The sequence below is a fragment of the Cobetia sp. SIMBA_158 genome (assembly GCF_046566945.1).
GTDB lineage: Bacteria > Pseudomonadota > Gammaproteobacteria > Pseudomonadales > Halomonadaceae > Cobetia > Cobetia amphilecti.
This window is the reverse complement of record NZ_JAWJYL010000788.1, coordinates 1-250: the sequence shown is the minus strand read 5'-3', so window position 1 is coordinate 250 and position 250 is coordinate 1. Positions and strand designations below refer to the sequence as shown.

Sequence of the window (250 nt, the reverse complement as noted above, 5' to 3'; positions counted from 1 at the left end):
AGCTGCTGGCTACTATCGCGCTTATTGAAGTTACCCCTGATGTGTTTGAGGGTAAAAGCCATGACTATGTGGGCAGTCGTATATTTGGTGGGCAGGTGCTCGCTCAAGCGATTATGGCAGCGGCGCATACATTAGATAAAGACAAACCTTGTCACTCACTGCATGGGTATTTTTTGCGTGGTGGCGATATCAACCAACCGGTGATATACCAAGTTCGTCGATTACGTGATGGTCGTAGCTTGTCTGCACG

The 250-nt window shown here is 48.4% G+C and carries 1 protein-coding gene; it reads left to right on the top strand.

All coding sequences use genetic code 11. From position 1 onward, the window contains the following. Positions 1 to 250, top strand: a 250-nt coding sequence (locus R2R70_RS21975; RefSeq protein WP_410979191.1) for an acyl-CoA thioesterase, incomplete at both ends; no start/stop codon positions are given.